An 18,402-nucleotide genomic window follows, 5' to 3' on the forward strand; every position below is an offset into this window, starting at 1 on the left:
TCATCCTGACCCGGCAACAAGGACCAGCATGACCGCCGTCCCCCGCAACAAGTCCATGATCCAGAATCTCTATGCTTGGACCATGGAGAAATCGGCGCATCCGCACGCCGAATATTGGCTGGCGCTGGTCGCCTTCGTCGAGGCGAGCTTCTTTCCGATCCCGCCGCATCCGATGCTCGGGCTGATGTGCCTCGCCGAACCGAGGAAAGCGGTGCGCTATGCGCTGATCTGCACCCTCGCCTCGGTCGCGGGCGGGTGCTTCGGCTATGGGATCGGCTATTTCCTGTATGAGAGCGTCGGGCTGTGGCTGCTCGCGGCGCTGGGACTCACCGACAGTTTCCCGGCAGCCGCCTGCTACCTGCGCGATTACGGGGCGGAGATCATCCTGGTGAAGGGGGCGACGCCGATCCCGTTCAAGCTGCTGACGATCACCGCCGGCTTCATCCACATGAACCCGTTCACCTTCCTGTGGGCGAGCCTGGCCAGCCGGGCCTTTTCCTTCATGCTGGTCGGCATCCTGTTCCGGCTGTTCGGGGCGCCGATCAAGGCATTCATCGACAAATATCTCGCCTGGGTCGCGGGCGCATTCCTCGTCGCGGTGGTCGCCGGCTTCCTGGTCATCGGCGCCCTGTCGGGCGGTGGCGACAAGACCGCCGACAAATGCAGCGGCGCGACGTTCGAAAGCATCGGGCTGGACCGGAAATAAGGCCGCCAGTAGCTGTCATATCTCTCCCCTCCCGCTTGCGGGAGGGGTCGAGGGTGGGCCAGCAGCGGTGCAATGGCCCACCCCGCTGCGAGTAGCAAGCAAGCTCGCAACTCTCGCTGCCCCTCCCGCAGGCGGGAGGGGAAGAAGGAAACCTACTCGTTCACGGGCGGCTGATGCAGCCAGTCGGCGTGGCGCGGCGCCTTCTTCGTCCGGCTCCATTCGTCGAGCATCAGCGGCGCGACGCGGCGCAGTTCGGCATATTGTTCGTCGGTGCCGATGTCGCACGCCAGTTCGATGCGGTGGCCGTTGGGGTCGAAGAAATAGATCGACCGGAAGATGCCATGGTGCGTCGGCCCGAGCACGTCGACGCCATGAGCCTCGAGATGCGCCTTCGCCGCGACCAGTTCGTCATGGCTGCCGACCTTGAACGCCAGATGCTGGACCCACGCCGGGGTGTTTTCGTCGCGACCCATGTCGGGCTGGTTCGGTAATTCGAAGAAGGCGAGGACGTTGCCGCCCCCCGCGTCGAGGAAGACGTGCATGTAGGGATCATATTCGCCGGTCGACGGCACATGATCCTCGGCGAAGGCGGTGGTGTAGGTCATGCCGAGCATGCGCTCGTACCATTCGACCGTCTCCTTCGCGTCCTTGCAGCGATAGGCGGCATGGTGGACGCCGCCGAGTTTGATCGGGCTCGTCATTCGGCAGGCTCCTTTGCGACATCGAGCGCGCCGCGGCGGATCTGGTCGAGTTCCATCGACTTGAACAGCGCGGTGAAATTGCCTTCGCCGAAGCCTTCGTCCTTCTTGCGCTGGATGAATTCGAAGAAGACCGGGCCGATCACCGTCTGGCCGAAAATCTGGAGCAGCAGGCGCGGATCGCCTTCCTGCGTCGATCCGTCGAGCAATATGCCGCGTGCCTTCAGCTCCTCGACCGGTTCGCCATGGCCGGGCAGCCGTTCGGCGAGCAGTTCGTAATAGGTTTCCGGCGGCGACGGCGCGAAGGGATTGCCGAGCGCGGCGAGCTTGTCCCACGAGGCGTAGAGATCGTCGCAGGCGAAGGCGATATGCTGGATGCCCTCGCCATTATAGGCGCGCAAATATTCCTCGATCTGGCCGCCGCCGCCCGCGCCTTCCTCGTTGAGCGGGATGCGGATCTTGCCGTCGGGCGCGGTCATCGCCTTCGAGGTCAGGCCGGTATATTCGCCCTTGATGTCGAAATAGCGGATCTCGCGGAAGCCCGCGATGCGCTCGTAGAACGCCGCCCAATGCGCCATCCGCCCGCCGTAGACATTGTGCGTCAGGTGATCGATCACCTTGAGCCCCGCACCTTCGGGATGGCGGTCGACGCCGTCTTCATAGACGAAATCGATGTCGTAGATGCTGAGGCCGTCGCCGTAACGGTCGATCAGATAGATGATCGACCCGCCGATGCCGCGTATGGCGGGCAGGCGCAATTCCATCGGCCCGGTGCGCACCTCGACCGGCTCGGCACCGCGCGCGATCGCTTCGGCATAGGCTTTCGCCGCATCGCGGCAGCGCCACCCCATGCCGCATGCCGACGGGCCATGTTCGGCGGCGAAATAGGCGGCGGGCGAGCGCGGCTCGTAATTGGCGATCAGGTTGATGTCGCCCTGCCGCCACAATATCACGTCCTTCGAGCGATGATGCGCAATCTGCGTGAAGCCCATGCGTTCGAACACCGGCTCGAGAATCCCCTTCTCGGGCGCCGAGAATTCGACGAATTCGAAGCCGTCGAGCCCCAGCGGATTTTCGAACAGATCGGCCATGGTCCATCCCTTATGGTTACAATTGAAACCATTATGATGGGCGGCGGCGGGGGAGTCAATGCGGGGCTCTTATGATGGTGGCGTCGTTTGAAAGCAGCGTGAGCTTTCCTTCTCTGCGGCCCCTGCGCCAAATGGCTGAACGGCGGCGCGACCCGACCCGTCAGGCCGCCGCCGTTTCGATCGCCTCCAGCGCGTCCATCCAGGCCGCCTCGACACTTTCGAGTTCGGCGGCGAGCTTGCCGCGACGCTGCGCGAGGTCGCCCATCGTCAGCTTGGCGAGCGCGGGATCAGCGCTCGCGGGGTCGAACATCGCGCGGTCGATCGCCGAAATTCGCGCCGAAAGCCTGGCCGCCTGCGCTTCGAGGTCCTTCGCCGACTTGCGCAGCGCCGCCTGCGCCTCGCGCGCCTTTGCCGCTTCCTGCCGCGCCAGCTTTGCGTCCTTCGGCTTCGCCGGCGCGGCCTTCGCCTCGTCGGCCGCGCCCCTGCCGAGGATGAAGGCGACATAATCGTCTATGCTGCCGTCGAAATCGCGCGCCGTGCCGCCGTCGACGAGCACCAGCCGGTCGGCCGACAGTTCGAGCATGTGACGGTCGTGGCTGACGATCAGCACCGCGCCGTCATAGCCGTTCAGTGCCTGCACCAGCGCCTCGCGCGCGTCGACGTCGAGGTGGTTGGTCGGTTCGTCAAGGATCAGCAGATGTGGCGCCTCGCGCGTGATCAGCGCCAGCGCCAGCCGCGCGCGCTCGCCGCCCGACAGCTTGGCTACCTCGGTCGTCGCCCGGTTTCCCGAAAATCCGAAGCGCCCGAGCTGCGCGCGCACCGCGCCGGGCGTCTTGCCCGCCATCACGCGCGTCATGTGACCGAGCGGCGTGTCGGCGCCGTCGAGCTCCTCGACCTGATACTGGGTGAAATAGCCGACGCGCATCTTGCCCGACGCAGCCATGGCGCCGTCCATCGGCTGAAGCTGCGCCGCGAGCAGCCGCGCGAGCGTCGTCTTGCCGTTGCCGTTGCGTCCCAGCAGCGCGATGCGGTCGTCGGGGTCGATGCGCAGGTTGAGCCGGCTCAGCACCGGCTCGCCCGGCGCATAGCCGACGCTGGCAAGATCGAGCGTGATCAGCGGCGGCTTCAGTTCGTCCGCCGGGCTTGGGAAATCGAACACCAGGCTCGGGTCCTCGGTAAGCGCGGCGATCGGCTGCATCCGCGCGAGCTGCTTGGCGCGCGACTGCGCCTGCTTCGCGGTCGAGGCGCGGGCGCTGTTGCGCGCGATATAGTCGACCAGCCGCGCGCGCTGCGCATCCTGCGCCGCCTTCGCCGCCGCCAGCTGCGCCGCGCGCTCGGCGCGCTGGCGCTCGAACGCGTCGTAGCCGCCCGGATAGAGCGTCACCTTCCCGCCTTCCAGATGCAGGATATGATCGACGACATTGTTGAGCAGGTCGCGCTCGTGGCTGATCACGACAAGCTGCCCCGGATAGCTTCTGAGGAAGCTTTCGAGCCACATCGTCGCTTCGAGGTCGAGGTGGTTCGACGGCTCGTCGAGCAGCAGCAGGTCGGGGTTGGAGAAGAGCAGCGCCGCGAGCGCGACGCGCATCTTCCACCCGCCCGAAAAGCTGTCGAGCGGCTGCGCCTGCATCGTCTCGTCGAAACCCAGGCCGATCAGAATGCGCGCGGCGCGCGCGGGCGCCGTATAGGCGTCGATCGCGATCAGCCGCTCGTGGATGTCGCCGAGCCGGTCGGGATCACTCTCTGTCTCCGATGCCGCGAGCAGGGCGGCGCGTTCGCTGTCGGCAGCCAGCACGGTCTCGAACGGCGTCGCGGTGCCGCTCGGCGCCTCCTGCGCGATATAGCCGACGCGCGTGCGGCGCGGCATCTCGATCCCGCCCTCATCGGCCTCGATCTGGCCGATCATCGCCTTCATCAGTGTCGATTTGCCGGCGCCATTGCGCCCGATCAGCCCGGTCCGGCTCTTCGCCGGCAGGCTCGCGCTCGCGCGGTCGAGGATGGTGCGCCCGCCGAGGCGCACGGTAAGGCCGTTGATCGTCAACATGGGCGCGCCGCCTAGCATAGCCGGGCGGCCAACCCAAGCGGCTGGACGCCGCGGCGCCCACTCCTGTCAGTGCGACGCGCCCATCGACACGTGGCGGGGGCGCGGCGCGCACCAGACCGCAAGGGCGGCAATGATGAACACCGCGGCCGAGGCGAGGAAAATGTGGATGACGCCGATCGTCGCCGCCTGCACCTCGACCAGCCGGTCGAGCGCCGCGCGCGCCTGTTCGAAGGTCAGCCCGCCGCCCTGCAATATGTCCATGGCGCCGGCGGGATCGTTGAGCGCGGGCACGATCTCCGACCGCGAAACACGCGTCGAATCATCCCATGCGGTGGTCGCGACCGCCGTGCCGATCGCCCCGCTGAGCGTGCGCAGGAAGCTCATCAACCCCGCCGCCGACGTCTGATCCTTTTCGGGGACAGAACTGAGCGCGAGCGCGGTCAGCCCGACGAAGAAGAAGGGCATGCCCATCCCCTGCAACAGGTGCGGCAGCGCGAGCGTCCAGTAATCGACGTCGGCGTTCCAACCCGCGCGCAGGATCGATACGAAGGCCATCCAGACGATCCCGGCGGAGATGGAGATGCGGATGTCGATCTTGTCGATCGACGCCGCCGCGACTGGCGACAGCAGCACCGCGAACACGCCCAGCCAGGCGACGACATAGCCAGTATCGGTCGCGGTATAGCCCACCATCTGCTGGAGCCACAAAGGCGTCAGCACGACCTGCGCGAAGAAAGCTCCGAAACCGAGCGATATCGCCAATGTCGCGAAGCTGAACCCGCGGAAGCGGAAGACGCGCAGGTCGACGACCGGGTTCGCGTCGGTGAATTCCCAGATGATGAAGGCGACGAAGCTGATCGCCGAGACGATCGCCAGCGCGACGATCCACGTCGATCCGAACCAGTCGTGCTCGCGGCCGGTGTCGAGCATGGTCTGGAAAGCGCCGACCGACACCACCAGCAGGACCAGGCCGATCACGTCGATCCGCGCCTTGACCCGCTTCGTCTCGAACGCGCCGAGCAGGCTGCCGACCCCGAAGGCGCAGAGCGCGACGACGGGCAGGTTGATGAAGAAGATCCACGGCCAGTTCCAATTGTCGCTGATCAGGCCGCCTAGAATTGGCCCGAGGATCGGCGCGGTGGTCGTCGTCATCGCCCAGATGGCGAGTCCGATCCCCGCCTTTTCCTTCGGGAAGATGCGCAGCAGCAATATCTGCGACAGCGGCATCAGCGGCCCGCCCGACAGCCCCTGCAGGATGCGGAAGAGGATCAGCGCGTCGAGCGTGCGCGACACGCCGCACAGGAAGGAGAACAGGCCGAATCCCATGATCGAGATCAGGAACCAGCGCACGGTGCCGAAGCGCGCCGCGAGCCAGCCGGTGAGCGGCACGCTGATCGCGTCGGCGACGGCATAGCTGGTGATCACCCACGTCCCCTGTGTCGGCGACACGGCGAGCCCGCCGGCGATATGCGGCACCGACACATTGGCGATAGTGCTGTCGAGCACCACGACGAAATTGGCGAGCGCCAGCGCGAACGCCGCGGCGAGCAGCCGCACGCCTTTCAGCGGTTGCGGTTCGGCCGGAAGCGATGCGGGGGACGCGGCGGCGGTCGCCATGTCAGGCCGCCCTTTCGTCAATAAGCCTCGTCATTGCGAGGAGCCGAAGGCGACGCGGCAATCCGGAGTGGACGGAAGCCGCCCTGGATGGCTTCGCTCCGCCCGCAACAACGAGGCCGGCGTCGTGAGCATCAATCGTCCCCGCGCGTGTCGATCGTCGCTTCCATCGACAGGCCGACGCGCAGCGGGTGCTTGCGCAGCTGCGCGGGGTCGAGCGCGATGCGCACCGGCAGGCGCTGTACCACCTTCACCCAGTTGCCCGTCGCATTCTGCGCCGGGATCAGCGAAAAGGCCGCGCCGGTGCCGCCCGCGATGCCGACCACCTTGCCGCGATAGACGACGTCGCCGCCATAATAGTCGGAGGTCAGCTCGACCGGCTGGCCGATGCGGATGCGCCGGAACTGGCTTTCCTTGAAATTGGCGTCGACATAGGCAGTGTCGATCGGGACCACGACCATGATCGGCGCGCCCGCGGCGATCCGCTGGCCGACCTGCACCTGCCTGTTGGTGACGATGCCGTCGACCGGCGCGCGGATCACCGTGCGTTCGAGGTCGAGCCGCGCCTTGTCGAGCCGCGCCTGCGCCGCCGCGACGTCGGGGGCGGTGTCGATCGTCGTGCCGCGCACCACGGCTTCGGCCGCGCCGAGATCGCCGCTCGCCGAGCCGCGCGTCGCCTGCGCCGAGGTCACGCCCGCCGCGGCGAGGTCGCGCGCCGCCTGCGCCTGCTTGAGCGCCGCGCGCGCCGCTGTCAGTTCCTCGCCCGACACGGCGCCGGTCCCGGCGATGCTCTCGCGCCGCGCCAGTTCGGCGCGCGCGCGCTCGACCGTCGCATCGGCGTCGCGCAGCCGCGCCTGTGCCTGCGAAATCTCGGCCCCGCGCGCCGCGACGCGCGCGCGCGCCGCATCGGCAGTCGCATCGGCCTGCCCGTAGCGCTGGCGCGCCTGCCGCAGCGCCGCTTCGGCATCGGCGACCGCCAGCCGTTGGTCGGCATCGTCGAGGATGACGAGGATATCGCCCTTTTTCACCGCCTGCGTGCCGCTGACGCGCACCGCCTTGACCGGGCCCGAGACAAGCGCGGTGACGGTGGCGCTGTCGGCGCCGACATAGGCATTGTCGGTCGAGACACGCCCCGCCTGCGTCAGAAAATACCAGATGCCCCACGCCGCCGCGATCGTCGCCACGACGATCAGCAGGATGCGCAGCAGTTTCCGGCGCTTGCCGAGCCGCGCCGCCTGCGCCTCGGCGGTTTCGGGCGCGTCGGGGGTAGCCGTGTCGTCGGCCATCGTCATTCTCCTGTTGGATGGACGGCGCGATAGCCGCCGCCGAGCGCGCGGATCAGCGCGACGTCGAGCGCGCGCTCACGCGCTTCCAGGTCCGCGACCGCGCGGCTGAGCGCGACCATGTCGTCCTCGGCGGTCAGTTGGGCGAGCTGGTTCGACAGACCGGCACGATAGCGCAGTCCGGCCAGCCGCGCCGCGTCGGCCGCCGCCTGCAGCGCCGCGCGGCGCTCGGCAAGCTGGCGCTCGGTCGCCGTGCGGCTGGCAGCGAGGTCGGCGATATCGCGCAGCGCATCGATCAGGGTGCGATCATAGCCGGCCACCGCTGCGTCATAATCCGCGCGCGCGCCGCGATACCGCCCCTCGATGCGCCCGCCGTCGAAGATCGGCAGGCTGATCGCCGCGCCGCCATTGCCATATTTCGACCCCGCGTCGAACAGGTTCGCGAGCCCCAGCGACTGGAAACCGACCAGCGCCGACAGGCTGATATTGGGATAATAGTCGGCGCGCGCGACGTCGATGCGCTTCGCCGCGGCTTCGGCGCGCAGCCGCGCCGCGACGATGTCGGGCCGGCGGCCGACGAGCGCGATCCCGGCGTCGGCGGGAAGCCCCGTCGCGGGCGCGGCGAGCGTCGGACGCGCGATGCTCATCCCGCGATCGGGCCCCGCGCCGACGAGCGCCGCGAGCCGATGCCGGGTGAGCGCGATCGCTTCCTCGATCGCCGCGATGTCGCCGCGCGCGGAGGCGGCACGGCTTTCGGCCTGGCGCGCGCTCGCCTGGTTGTCGAGCCCGGCGCGCGCGCGGTCAGCCGACAGCGCCGCGCTCGCGGTGCGCACGCGCAGGGCTTCGCGCGCGACGTCGAGCGCTTCGTGATGGGCGGCGAGGTCGGCATAGGCCGCCGCGATGCCGGTGGTCAGCATCAGCCGCGCCTGCGCCGCATCGACGCGCGCCGCCTCGGCTTCGGAGGTCGCCGCCGCCAGTGCGGCGCGGTTCCGGCCCCACAGGTCGAGGTCGAAGGACAAGGTCGCAGCGACGTGGCCGGTGTCCTGAATGCCGTCGGGGACGAACTGCGGCGGAATGCCCATCGTCCGGCTCTGCTTCACGCCACCGGCGCTGCCTTCGGCGCCGAGGCGCGGCAGCAGCGCCGCTCCCGCCTGCCGCGCCAGCGCGTCGGCGGCGCGCACCCGCGCCGCGGCGGCGGCAAGGTCGGGCGATCCGGCGAGCCCTTCGGCGATCAGCGTGTCGAGCTGCGCGTCGCCCCACGCGCGCCACCAGCCTTCGACCGGCCATTCGCCGTGCGCGTCGGCCAGACTGGCGCCCGACGCGAGCGAGTCGGCGGCGGCGACCTGTGGCCGCGGCCCCAGGTCGGGCGCCGCGCAGCCGGCGAGCAGGCCGAAAAGGGCCGTTGTCGTAACAAGGAAACGGGGCATGGCGTCCAACGATACTAGCTGGTATCGTGCGTCCATAATGGGAGGAGTCGAATTGTCAATCGAAATGATACCAGCCAGTACGGGACCCGCCGACGACGCGAGCGAGAAGCGCCGCCAGGCGTTCGTCGATACGGCGCGCGAAGCCTTTTTCGCCCACGGCTATGCCGGCACGACCATGTCGTCGATCGCGAGCAAAGTGGGCGGGTCGAAGACGACGCTCTGGACCTATTTCCCGTCGAAGGAGGAATTGTTCGAAGCGGTGGTCGACGATATCGTCCGCCAATATGGCGAGATGCTGCACATCGACCTGCCGGTCGACGAGGATGTCGTCGCGGTGCTGCGCCGCTTCGCCAATATCCTGGTCCCGACGCTGATGACCGATCCGCTGCTGTCGCTCTATCAGCTCGTGGTCGGCGAGGCGCGGCGTTTCCCGCATCTGGCCGAGGCTTTCTATGAGCGCGGGCCGCGGCGCGGCAAGGCGCGGCTCGCGGTGTGGATCGGCGAGAAGATGGAGCGGGGCGAGCTCAGGCGCGGCGATCCGCTGCGCGCGGTCCAGCATTTCACGGGCCTGTGCCAGAGCGGCTCCTATCAGTTCGCGGTGCTCAACCTTCCCGAGGCGCGGCGCTGCGACCGGGCGCGGGTGGCGGCCGAGATCGAGGGCGCGCTCGACACCTTCTGTCGCGCCTGGGGCCCCGAAAGCATGGGCATCGGCGCGCACGCCCTGTCCCAAAAGGCGACAGCTCCGTCGCGTGGCGATGCGAAGGCCTGAGGATTCCCGTGGTATCGAGGCGGCGTGGAACCGATTCGCGACGCCATCTATCATGAGCAACTGGCGCGCGTCGCGCGGCTGAAGGCCGACGCGAGCAGCGATCCCTTCCTCGCGCGGCGGCTCCGCGAAGCGGCGGTCCGGCACGAGCGCACGGCGCGCCGCCTGCGGCGCGAGGAGAGCGCGGCTTCCGACGGAGGGAGTTGAAGCTTTCCCCTAAAGTTCGATCAGGATGCGGATGGAGGCAGCATCGACCCCCGCCGCGCGCGCGATGCGCTGGCGCGCGGTGGCGATCTCGGCCTTCAGCATGTCCATGTCCTCGGCCGCGGCTCGGCGGCTGGCCGCCTGCGCCGATGCCCGCAGGCCGACCATGGCGGCATCGCCGACGATCTCCTGTTCGGAAACGCGCAGCGCGGTCGCGAGCGCGTGCAGGCTTTTCCGGCGCGGCACGGTGGTGCCCTTTTCCCACGCCCAGACGCTCGGCTTGCTGAGCCCGGCCGCCCTGGCAAGGCCCGCAAGGCTCATCCCGCGCGCCTCGCGCAGGCGGCGCAGGCGCATGCCCAGCGGCTCGGCGGCGTCGGCAGCCACAGCCTCGCCCCCGTCGGCCGGATCGACATCGGACGGCAGGGGATTGCGTAGGCGCGCGGCGCTCAGCACGGCGCGCGGCAGCGGCTGGCGGAAGCGGCAACCGAACAGCCGCTCGCTCTGCCACACGACCGAGGCGACCACCTCGCCCGCCTCGGGCAGCACAATGGTGAAATCCTGGCCCAGCAGCAGGTCGGCGGCGGTTTCGATCAGCGCGCCGGTCACCGACAGATTGTGCACGGTCACGGCGGTCCCGCCCTGCCCTGTCGTACCGCCCTCGACCGTCAGGTTGAGCCGCAGGCGGTCCGCGCGCTGTCGGGCGGAGCCGGCGGGCGGTTCCATCATCGTTCCGTGAATGACCATAGGCGCGCGATCTTCGCAGCGAGGCGTTGCCGAGGGGTTAACGGCCCGCCGGGAAACGCCCTCTCCGACATCCGCCGACGACCCGCGAACGGAGCGGGAGGCGGATGACGGGATGGCGGCGGGCGGGAAGACGGGGGGAACGGACGAGGACATGATGCCTTTCATTTCGGCCTGGTCGCCCAACCGCCAGAATCCGGCCGGATAGGCCGTACCGAGCGAAACGCGCACTCGTCAGCGATCGTTGCCGCGATCCGCCGCAAGCTTGGCGCGGTCCGGCGTGGATGCAGCTCGTGTCGACGCTCCGCAGAGCAGAAATCCGGTTAAGATTCGGATGCAGCCTGTTCCATAACAGGACGGCTTGCCTGCCGGGCATCGCGACCGGTCCGGCGGTTAACCCTCAAGACCCCCATCATTCCCGGCTTTCCCAGAGTTTCCTTACATTTACCGCCTCGCGATTCTGGGCGACGGGTCATTTTGGGGGTTCACATAAAAATTAACTCCCGTATTAAATTGGCCCTAACGGAGGGGGGGTGAGTCGGGTCGCGACTTCCCCGGGCATAGGGATGCCCAGGACCGCAATTACGCGGACAAAAACCGTTCAGGTTTATTTGACCGGCCCCCACCGAGTGGTCCGATCGGATTGTTAGTGCATTGACGCCTCCATCGCCAGTGTTGGCCGTAGGTGGAGCGAAGCGGAACCGGAGGGCGACACTGGCGATGGAACAGCCTCTGGCGCCGGTGGTCGATATCCCAGCGAGCTGTGCGGCCGGACGGTGTTGTAATGACGCCTCCACGCCTCGATCAGGATACGAGCCTCGGCGAGCGAGTAGAAGATTTCGCCGTTGAGCAGTTCATCGCGCAGCGACCCGTTGAAGCTTTCGCAATAGCCATTCTCCCATGGCGATCCGGGCGTGATGTAGAGCGTCTTCACGCCGATCTGGGCGAGCCATTGCTGCACCGCCGTCGCGATAAACTCCGGACCATTGTCCGACCTGATATGCGCCGGCGGCCCACGCGTGACGAACAGCTCGGAGAGTGCCGCCAGCACGTCATCGCTCCTGAGCTTGCGCGCGACCGGCAGCGCCAGGCACTCCCGGCTCGCCTCGTCGATGATCGACAGGATCCGATATTTGCGACCATCGTGGGTCCGCCCTTCGACGAAGTCGTAGGACCAGACATGCCCGGGATATTCCGGCCGGAGCCGGATGCACGATCCGTCGTTCAGCCACAGCCGCCCGCGCTTCGGCTGCCTTTGCGGCACCTTGAGCCCCTCGCGCCGCCAGATGCGCTCGACCCGCTTGCGGTTCACATGCCACCCCGCATCGCGCAGCAACGCCGTCACCCGGCGATAGCCATAGCGACCATATTGCCGGGCCAGCGCGATGATATCCTCGGTGAGAGCGGCTTCGTCATCCGCCCCGCGAGGCGCCTTGCGCTGTGTCGATCGGTATTGCCCGAGCACGCGGCAGAGCCGCCGCTCGGACACCGGCATCATCCTTCTGATGTGGTCGATACAGCGCCTTCGGCGCGCGGGGCTCAGAAGTTTCCCCGGGCAGCTTCCTGCAGGATCAGCTTGTCCAGCGTCAGGTCGGATATCGCACGGCGAAGCCGCGCATTCTCTTTCTCCAGGTCCTTCATCCGGCGCGCCTGATCGGTCTTCAGGCCGCCGTATTCCTTGCGCCAACGATAGTAGGTCTGCTCGCTGATCGCGATCCGACGGCACGCCTCGGCGGTCGTGGCGCCCTGCGCCAGCACAACCTCCGCTTCACGCAGCTTGCCTGTAGCGCGACGATCTGGATGAGAAGTTAGCGACGATCAGGATGAGAAGCGCTGACCGCGACGGTGCCGTTTTGATGTGTTTAATTGTCGCTGGCAAGGCCTATGTCGCAGGTTGATTGTCGTGGAGCGACAGGCCGGTATTTTTGATTGTCGCGACCTTTGCGGGCCGACCTGCGCCGTGCTGCTTTCGGTCGATCGCGGCGCGCCGCCGATAGCTTTCGACGTTCATTTCGAAGATGGTGGCGTGGTGCACGAGGCGATCGACAGCGGCCAGCGTCATGGCGGGATCGGGGAAGACCCGGTTCCATTCGCCGAACGGCTGGTTGGCGGTAATCAGCAGCGAACGCCGCTCGTATCGCGCGCTGATCAGCTCGAACAGGACCGAGGTTTCGGCTTGGTCCTTGGCGACGTAAGCCAGATCGTCCAGGATCAGCAGATCGAAGCGATCGAGCCGATTGATCGCGTTTTCGAGCGTAAGCTCGCGGCGCGCAACCTGCAGTTTCTGGACGAGGTCGGAGGTCCGGACGAACAGCACGCGCCAGCCCTTTTCGATGAGCGCCAGTCCGATCGCCGACGACAGGTGCGATTTGCCCCCGCCGGGCGGGCCGAACAGGATCAGGTTCGCGCCGTTTTCGAGCCAGCTGTCTCCGGCGCAGATCGCCATGACCTGCGCCTTCGATATCATCGGCACCGCGTCGAAGTCGAACGTATCGAGCGTCTTTCCCGGCAACAGCTTTGCTTCCGCCAGATGCCGCTCCATCCGGCGGCGACCGCGTTCGGCGATCTCATGCTCGGTGATGGCGCTGAGGAACCGTGCCGCCGGCCAGCCCTCCTTGTCGGACCGATCGGCGAACGTCGGCCAGAGCTGCTTGATTGTCGGAAGCCGCAGCTCATTGAGCATCAGGGTGAGCTTGGTCGCATCGATGCCCTGGGTCATGCCATTTCCTCCGCGCGAGGAGCCAGCAGCGCTTCATAGGCGCTCAGCGGGACGAGCTCGACGATAACCTCGGGTAAAGCCGCGGGGTCGGGCGCGAACCGCGCACGCAGCGCTGCCATGTCCGGCATGCCCTGCGGCGTCGCCAGCAGGGATTCCAGCACGCCAGCAAGCTCGGCCTCGCAGGCCCGCTCATGTGCAAGGCTGAGCAACTCGACCATCGTCCGGCACGCCATCCGATCGGCGAGCCGCTCGATCAGCCGGTCGAACATGCGCCGATAGGCCTCGCGCGGGAAGAGCTGGTCACGGTAAACGAGGTTCAGCAACGCCATCGGCTTACGCCGCAGCGCATGGATCACATGGCGATAATCGACGACATGATCATGCTTGCCTTTGCGGTCGGCGCGACCGCGCGGCAGAGTGAACAGGGGCGTGCCGCCGAGGAAGAGCTCAAGCCGGTCGTCGTAAAGCCGTACCCGCAGCCGGTGACCGATCAGCCGCGACGGCACCGTGTAGAAGACCTTGCGCAGCGTGAACCCGCCCGAGGAGGTGACCATGACGAGCACCTCTTCATAATCGCTGGTGCGCATGCCCGGCAGCGACTGAAGCACCGCCCGCTCGGCGTCGATGCGCTTCGCGCTCCGGGCATTCTTGCGCGCGACGATCTCGTCGATGAAGCGTCGATATTCCGCAAGCTCGCCAAAGTCGACCGATCCGCGCATCAGCAGGGCATCACGCACTGCCGCCTTCAGATGCCCGTGCGCGCTTTCTATCGCGCCATTCTCGTGCGCAACGCCGCGGTTGTTGCGGCTCGGCTCCATCCGGTAATGGCGGCACAGCGCGTCATATCTGTGCGTCAGATCATCGCGCGCCGATGCATCCAGATTGCGGAACGCCGCCGACAGGCTGTCGCTGCGATGTTCACGCGGCGCCCCGCCCAGCGCCCACAGCGCATTTTGCAGACCCTCCGCCAGCGCGACATAACTCTCGCCGCCAAGGATCACATGGGCATGCTCGAAGCCCGAACAGGCGAGCCGGAAGTGATACAGCCGGTGGTCGAGCTCGACCCCCGCGATCCGTACACCCAGATCGGCCATGTCCGTAAAATCCGACAGCCCCATCCGCCCCGGCTCGTGCACCTGGCGGAAGATCACATCGCGATCCGGGCCTTGCAGCGCCCGCCAACTGCGGATCCGACGCTCCATCGTCCGCCGCACTCCATCGGGAAGCTCAGGATGACGACGCTGCATCTCGAACACCGCGACGGCGCGGATTCCCGGCGCACTCTCCAGAAGCGGTACAACCTCGCTATCGAAGATATCCGCCAGCGGATCGGGGCGACGGCGACCGCGCGGCGCCTTCTTTTGCGACGGCAACTGCGCATCCTGCTCCAGCCGATAGGCCGTCGCCGTGCTGAACGCCGCGCACGCCGCCGCTGAACGCGGCGACACTGTCTGTCTCATCTTCATATATAATCTCACCTGATGATCGTTGATATGGCTCCCAGGCACCGCTTCTCCCCTTCAGAAGGAGGCGCCACCTGACAGGTCACGATCACCAAAAGCGCCCTTCCAGAAGAAAAGGCGCTCGCGGCGGTGTGTCTGTCGCTCCTCGGGGCTTCGCCCCTCGTCCCGACAGACACACCGCCGCCTTTCTCATCTAGATTGTCGCGCTGTTCTCACCTTGATTGTCGCGCAGCAGCTTGCCAATAATCTCTTCCGGGCGATGCTTCTTGCTCGGCATTCCGTATCTCCTTCGTCGTCCAAAATATCATCAATTTTGGACCACTCAGAAGGGGGCAGATCAGGGCGGCAGCGATCCACCGATCGTCGCCTATGTCTATGCTCCGGATCGCAAGGCCGAGCGTCCTCACGCGCATCTTGGCGATTTCGCGGGCATCCTGCAGGTCGACGGCTATGGCGGCTACACCGCGCTCGCCCGGCGGCGACAGCAGATCCGGCTCGCTTTCTGCTGGGCGCACGTGCGCCGCAAGTTCTACGATCTCGCCGACACGTCGCCGGTCTCCACCGAGGCGCTGCGCCGCATCGCCTTGCTCTATGCCATCGAGGACGACGTACGCGGTTCATCCGCCGAGCGGCGCCGCGCCGTCCGGGCCGAGCGCAGCCGCGCCATCGTCGACGATCTTCACCAGTATCTTGTCGCCCGCGGCCGCCAGGTCAGCGCCAAAAGCAAGCTTGGCGAGGCGATCCGCTATGCACTCACCCGCTGGGACGGCCTCGTGCGATTCCTCGACGATGGACGCATCGACCTCGACTCCAATACCGTCGAACGGTCGATCAGGCCGCTGGCTCTCAATCGCAAAAACGCCCTGTTTGCCGGCTCCGACGAGGGCGGAGATAACTGGGCCGTCATCGCGACCCTCATCGAATGCTGCAAGCTGGGCGCCATCAACCCCCACGCGTGGCTGACCGACACGCTCACCAGCCTTGCCAACGGTCATCCCATCCAAAGCGTCGGCGATCTCATGCCCTGGTTCGACGTGGCCTGAAAACACCGGTTACGCTGAAGCGCTCCGCTTGGTTGTGCTCACCCGCTCTGTCCGCGAATATGAAAACCGCGATGAAGAAGATTTTCCGGTCGACCTGGTATTGCCCGATGGCGCTACCGACGATTTTAGCAGTAACCGTCAACTCCGGCCGCGCGCAATCGAAGCGTGGAACAAAGCAAAAGTCGGGATTCCGAATTTGGAATGGTCGGAATGCCGCCCGCTCCGAACAGCAAAAAAGCCCACTAAGCTCGTAGCCTAGTGGGCTTTCTATGGTTGCGGGAGTAGGATTTGAACCTACGACCTTCAGGTTATGAGCCTGACGAGCTACCGGGCTGCTCCATCCCGCGTCAACCAATCGCCGATCCCGGAATCCGGGACCGCAGAAACGGCAAAGGGCGGCCAACGCCGCCCGACCATTATGAATGGGTTCCTCTTCGACCTTACGCCGGCTGCAATGCCTGGCGACGTCCTACTCTTCCGGGGCTTGAGCCACAGTACCATCGGCGCTGTCAGGTTTCACGGCCGAGTTCGAGATGGGATCGGGTGGGGCACTGACGCCATGGTCACCAAGCAATGAAGCCGGCGTAGGTCGGATAGGGGTTCAATCGATGCCCGTGCATAATGGCTGTTATTCATATCATCCACATCACCGGCAATCCGTTCAGGATTGTCGTTGATGGTGGGACTCTTCAAGCGCGAATAGAGCAATTAGTATCGGTTAGCTCCATGCGTTACCGCACTTCTACATCCGATCTATCAACGTGGTGGTCTTCCACGGCTCTAAGAAATCTTATCTTGAGGGAGGCTTCCCGCTTAGATGCTTTCAGCGGTTATCCCGTCCATACATAGCTACCCTGCTGCGCGGCTGGCGCCACGACAGGTACACCAGAGGTATGTTCAACCCGGTCCTCTCGTACTAGGGTCAACTCCTCTCAAATTTCGACGCCCACGGCAGATAGGGACCAAACTGTCTCACGACGTTCTGAACCCAGCTCACGTACCACTTTAATTGGCGAACAGCCAAACCCTTGGGACCTGCTCCAGCCCCAGGATGTGATGAGCCGACATCGAGGTGCCAAACGATTCCGTCGATATGAGCTCTTGGGAATCATCAGCCTGTTATCCCCGGCGTACCTTTTATCCGTTGAGCGATGGCCCTTCCACTCGGGACCACCGGATCACTATGACCGACTTTCGTCTCTGCTCGACTCGTCAGTCTCGCAGTCAGGCAGGCTTATGCCATTGCACTCTCGCAGACGGTTTCCAACCGTCCTGAGCCTACCATCGCGCGCCTCCGTTACTCTTTAGGAGGCGACCGCCCCAGTCAAACTACCCGCCACAGAGGGTCCCTGATCCAGTTTCATGGATCGAGGTTAGACATCAGAAAACAACAGGGTGGTATTTCACCTATGGCTCCACACCAGCTGGCGCCGGTGCTTCAAAGCCTCCCACCTATGCTACACAGTTCTTTCCTAATGCCACTCTGAAGCTGCAGTAAAGGTGCACGGGGTCTTTCCGTCTAACCGCGGGTACTCCGCATCTTCACGGAGAATTCAATTTCGCTGAGCATCTCCTGGAGACAGTGGGGAAGTCGTTACGCCATTCGTGCAGGTCGGAACTTACCCGACAAGGAATTTCGCTACCTTAGGACCGTTATAGTTACGGCCGCCGTTTACCTGGGCTTCGTTTCGGAGCTTGCACCCCTCCACTTAACCTTCAGGCACCGGGCAGGCGTCAGACCCTATACGTCGTCTTGAAGCCGACTTAGCAGAGTCCTGTGTTTTTGCTAAACAGTCGCTACCCCCTGGCCTGTGCCCCCTGCAACTGGTTGCCCAGATGCAGGGCCTCCTTCTTCCGAAGGTACGGAGGCAATTTGCCGAGTTCCTTCAGGAGACTTCTCTCAAGCGCCTTGGTATACTCTACCATCCCACCTGTGTCGGTTTAGGGTACGGTCTATACGGTGGGGCTATTTCCTGGAACCGCTTCAAAGCCTGACCAATCCAATAAGATCAGACAATTTACGCGATCCGTCACACACCACCAGGCCCACGAATATTAACGTGGTTCCCATCGACTACCCCCTTCGGGCTCGTCTTAGGGGCCGGCTTACCCTGCTCAGATTAGCTTTAAGCAGGAACCCTTGGGATTTCGGCGAGAGGGCATCTCACCCTCTTTATCGCTACTCATGTCAGCATTCGCACTTCCGATACCTCCACGGTCCATTACCAGACCGCTTCATCAGCCTACGGAACGCTCCGCTACCGCGTGTATTGCTACACACCCTAAGCTTCGGTGCACGTCTTGAGCCCCGTTACATTTTCGCCGCAGGAACCCTTATTTAGACCAGTGAGCTGTTACGCTTTCTTTAAAGGATGGCTGCTTCTAAGCCAACCTCCTGGTTGTTTTGGGATTCCCACATGCTTTCCCACTTAGACGTGACTTGGGGACCTTAGCTGTAGGTCAGGGCTGTTTCCCTTTTGACGACGGACCTTAGCACCCGCCGTCTGTCTGCCGGATATTACTCTTGGGTATTCGGAGTTTGGTTAGAATTGGTAGATCTCGCGACCCCCGCATCCATCCAGTGCTCTACCCCCCAAGGTATT

The 18,402-nt window shown here is 65.4% G+C and carries 14 protein-coding genes, 1 tRNA gene, 2 rRNA genes and 1 pseudogene (1 of these 18 cut by a window edge); 5 read left to right on the forward strand and 13 right to left on the reverse strand.

Features of this window, described 5'->3' with window-relative positions; genetic code table 11:
* Positions 1 to 55 precede the first annotated feature (55 nt).
* The gene (locus tag SGRAN_RS18605; protein WP_067113185.1) at positions 56 to 706 is read left to right on the forward strand and encodes a YqaA family protein; all 651 of its coding nucleotides are present in this window, start codon (positions 56 to 58) and stop codon (positions 704 to 706) included.
* 152 nt (positions 707 to 858) lie between these two features.
* Here SGRAN_RS18605 and SGRAN_RS18610 read toward each other — a convergent pair whose 3' ends face one another.
* From SGRAN_RS18610 to SGRAN_RS18635, 6 genes are all read right to left on the reverse strand, one after another.
* Positions 859 to 1,407 (reverse strand): VOC family protein, encoded by a 549-nt coding sequence (locus SGRAN_RS18610; RefSeq protein ID WP_067186103.1) that lies wholly within the window; start codon positions 1,405 to 1,407, stop codon positions 859 to 861.
* Complete coding sequence (hppD, locus tag SGRAN_RS18615) at positions 1,404 to 2,495, reverse strand: 4-hydroxyphenylpyruvate dioxygenase (protein ID WP_067186105.1); 1,092 nt, start codon at positions 2,493 to 2,495, stop codon at positions 1,404 to 1,406. Before hppD ends, SGRAN_RS18610 begins: the two co-directional genes overlap by 4 nt.
* Before the next feature lie 160 nt (positions 2,496 to 2,655).
* On the reverse strand, positions 2,656 to 4,539 hold the full coding sequence (locus tag SGRAN_RS18620) for an ABC-F family ATP-binding cassette domain-containing protein (protein WP_067186107.1): 1,884 nt from the start codon (positions 4,537 to 4,539) through the stop codon (positions 2,656 to 2,658).
* 66 nt (positions 4,540 to 4,605) lie between these two features.
* Positions 4,606 to 6,156: a DHA2 family efflux MFS transporter permease subunit gene (locus tag SGRAN_RS18625; RefSeq protein ID WP_067186109.1), complete on the reverse strand. Its 1,551-nt coding sequence runs from the start codon at positions 6,154 to 6,156 to the stop codon at positions 4,606 to 4,608.
* A gap of 131 nt (positions 6,157 to 6,287) precedes the next feature.
* A complete protein-coding gene (locus SGRAN_RS18630) occupies positions 6,288 to 7,445 on the reverse strand; it encodes an HlyD family secretion protein (RefSeq protein ID WP_067186111.1) in 1,158 nt (385 codons plus the stop codon).
* On the reverse strand, positions 7,442 to 8,863 hold the full coding sequence (locus tag SGRAN_RS18635) for an efflux transporter outer membrane subunit (protein WP_067186113.1): 1,422 nt from the start codon (positions 8,861 to 8,863) through the stop codon (positions 7,442 to 7,444). Before SGRAN_RS18635 ends, SGRAN_RS18630 begins: the two co-directional genes overlap by 4 nt.
* 52 nt (positions 8,864 to 8,915) lie before the next feature.
* Here SGRAN_RS18635 and SGRAN_RS18640 point away from each other — a divergent pair, with 52 nt between their 5' ends.
* Both SGRAN_RS18640 and SGRAN_RS18645 read left to right on the forward strand, forming a co-directional pair.
* On the forward strand, positions 8,916 to 9,632 hold the full coding sequence (locus tag SGRAN_RS18640; RefSeq protein ID WP_082737478.1) for a TetR/AcrR family transcriptional regulator: 717 nt from the start codon (positions 8,916 to 8,918) through the stop codon (positions 9,630 to 9,632).
* A 24-nt stretch (positions 9,633 to 9,656) separates the two neighbouring features.
* Complete coding sequence (locus SGRAN_RS18645) at positions 9,657 to 9,836, forward strand: hypothetical protein (protein ID WP_067186115.1); 180 nt, start codon at positions 9,657 to 9,659, stop codon at positions 9,834 to 9,836.
* Between the two features lie 9 nt (positions 9,837 to 9,845).
* Here the strand turns inward: SGRAN_RS18645 and SGRAN_RS18650 are convergent, their stop codons facing one another.
* The 4 genes from SGRAN_RS18650 to istA all read right to left on the reverse strand — a co-directional run bounded on the left by SGRAN_RS18650 (position 9,846) and on the right by istA (position 14,801).
* Entirely contained in the window at positions 9,846 to 10,556 is a 711-nt protein-coding gene (locus tag SGRAN_RS18650) for a helix-turn-helix domain-containing protein (protein ID WP_067186117.1), read from the reverse strand.
* Between the two features lie 664 nt (positions 10,557 to 11,220).
* Positions 11,221 to 12,350, reverse strand: a protein-coding gene (locus SGRAN_RS18655) for an IS3 family transposase (RefSeq protein WP_148650924.1) whose coding sequence is annotated in 2 segments (ribosomal slippage) — positions 11,221 to 12,128 and positions 12,128 to 12,350 — 1,131 coding nt in all. Because the reading frame shifts where the segments join, the coding sequence is not laid out codon by codon here.
* A 106-nt stretch (positions 12,351 to 12,456) separates the two neighbouring features.
* The gene (gene istB, locus SGRAN_RS18665) at positions 12,457 to 13,293 is read right to left on the reverse strand and encodes an IS21-like element helper ATPase IstB (protein WP_067182650.1); all 837 of its coding nucleotides are present in this window, start codon (positions 13,291 to 13,293) and stop codon (positions 12,457 to 12,459) included.
* Positions 13,290 to 14,801, reverse strand: a complete 1,512-nt coding sequence (gene istA, locus SGRAN_RS18670; RefSeq protein WP_082737351.1) for an IS21 family transposase — start codon at positions 14,799 to 14,801, stop codon at positions 13,290 to 13,292. Before istA ends, istB begins: the two co-directional genes overlap by 4 nt.
* A gap of 248 nt (positions 14,802 to 15,049) precedes the next feature.
* On the opposite strand from istA, the pseudogene tnpC reads away from it, so the two are divergent.
* Both tnpC and SGRAN_RS22860 read left to right on the forward strand, forming a co-directional pair.
* Positions 15,050 to 15,799: pseudogene (gene tnpC / locus SGRAN_RS18675) on the forward strand (IS66 family transposase); the annotation flags it as partial.
* Between the two features lie 28 nt (positions 15,800 to 15,827).
* Positions 15,828 to 16,058 carry a hypothetical protein gene (locus SGRAN_RS22860; protein WP_210434173.1) on the forward strand — a complete coding sequence of 77 codons (231 nt, stop codon included), beginning with the start codon at positions 15,828 to 15,830 and terminating at the stop codon, positions 16,056 to 16,058.
* Positions 16,059 to 16,069: 11 nt separating this feature from the next.
* On the opposite strand, the gene SGRAN_RS18680 is transcribed toward SGRAN_RS22860, so the two are convergent.
* The 3 genes from SGRAN_RS18680 to SGRAN_RS18690 all read right to left on the reverse strand — a co-directional run.
* Positions 16,070 to 16,146 (reverse strand) — tRNA-Met (locus SGRAN_RS18680).
* A 109-nt stretch (positions 16,147 to 16,255) separates the two neighbouring features.
* A 5S ribosomal RNA gene (gene rrf, locus SGRAN_RS18685) occupies positions 16,256 to 16,370 on the reverse strand.
* A 117-nt stretch (positions 16,371 to 16,487) separates the two neighbouring features.
* Positions 16,488 to 18,402: ribosomal RNA gene (locus SGRAN_RS18690) — 23S ribosomal RNA — on the reverse strand (it continues 878 nt past the right edge of the window).

It is taken from the genome of Sphingopyxis granuli (assembly GCF_001559015.1).
Classification (GTDB): Bacteria; Pseudomonadota; Alphaproteobacteria; order Sphingomonadales; family Sphingomonadaceae; genus Sphingopyxis; species Sphingopyxis granuli.

Coding starts and splice junctions, on each gene's coding strand:
- SGRAN_RS18605 (WP_067113185.1), top strand. CDS start 56: ATGATCCAGAATCTCTATGCTTGGACCATGGAGAAATCGGCGCATCCG.
- SGRAN_RS18610 (WP_067186103.1), bottom strand. CDS start 1,407: ATGACGAGCCCGATCAAACTCGGCGGCGTCCACCATGCCGCCTATCGC.
- hppD (WP_067186105.1), bottom strand. CDS start 2,495: ATGGCCGATCTGTTCGAAAATCCGCTGGGGCTCGACGGCTTCGAATTC.
- SGRAN_RS18620 (WP_067186107.1), bottom strand. CDS start 4,539: ATGTTGACGATCAACGGCCTTACCGTGCGCCTCGGCGGGCGCACCATC.
- SGRAN_RS18625 (WP_067186109.1), bottom strand. CDS start 6,156: ATGGCGACCGCCGCCGCGTCCCCCGCATCGCTTCCGGCCGAACCGCAA.
- SGRAN_RS18630 (WP_067186111.1), bottom strand. CDS start 7,445: ATGACGATGGCCGACGACACGGCTACCCCCGACGCGCCCGAAACCGCC.
- SGRAN_RS18635 (WP_067186113.1), bottom strand. CDS start 8,863: ATGCCCCGTTTCCTTGTTACGACAACGGCCCTTTTCGGCCTGCTCGCC.
- SGRAN_RS18650 (WP_067186117.1), bottom strand. CDS start 10,556: ATGGAACCGCCCGCCGGCTCCGCCCGACAGCGCGCGGACCGCCTGCGG.
- istB (WP_067182650.1), bottom strand. CDS start 13,293: ATGACCCAGGGCATCGATGCGACCAAGCTCACCCTGATGCTCAATGAG.